The sequence below is a fragment of the Achromobacter sp. SIMBA_011 genome, assembly GCF_046535435.1.
Taxonomy (GTDB): domain Bacteria; phylum Pseudomonadota; class Gammaproteobacteria; order Burkholderiales; family Burkholderiaceae_B; genus Achromobacter; species Achromobacter dolens.
Window position 1 is genome coordinate 1 of record NZ_JAWRWN010000166.1, and the last position, 339, is coordinate 339.

Below are 339 nucleotides of genomic sequence, written 5' to 3' on the forward strand. Positions count from 1 at the left end.
ACTGCACGGCGCTTTCCAGCCCGGACGGCGCAGACTGCCATTGCAGATACAGCGCACCTTCATCGCTGTCGGCCGCCACTGCCTGGCTGAACGCCAGCGCCGATGCCCTTCCCACCCGGAAATGCCACCGGACACTCGCGCCCTGCCGGTGGTCAAGGGCAAGGCCCGCAAGCAGCTCAAGGGACTTGAAGCCACTCGGCAGCGCCAGAAAGGCTATGCGAAAGTGTCGCGATTCCCGATCGAAATCCAGGAAAGCCTGGAGTATGAAGCGCGCGCGTTCAGCCAACTGGCAGATGAGCTACAACGCGCAATCGAAGCTCAACCCGAGGATCAACAGAC

General features: G+C 62.2%; 1 protein-coding gene. It reads left to right on the forward strand.

Annotated features, from left to right (window positions below):
* Window positions 1-339: hypothetical protein (locus tag SB816_RS30395; protein WP_410548041.1), on the forward strand; the 339-nt coding region annotated here is incomplete at both ends.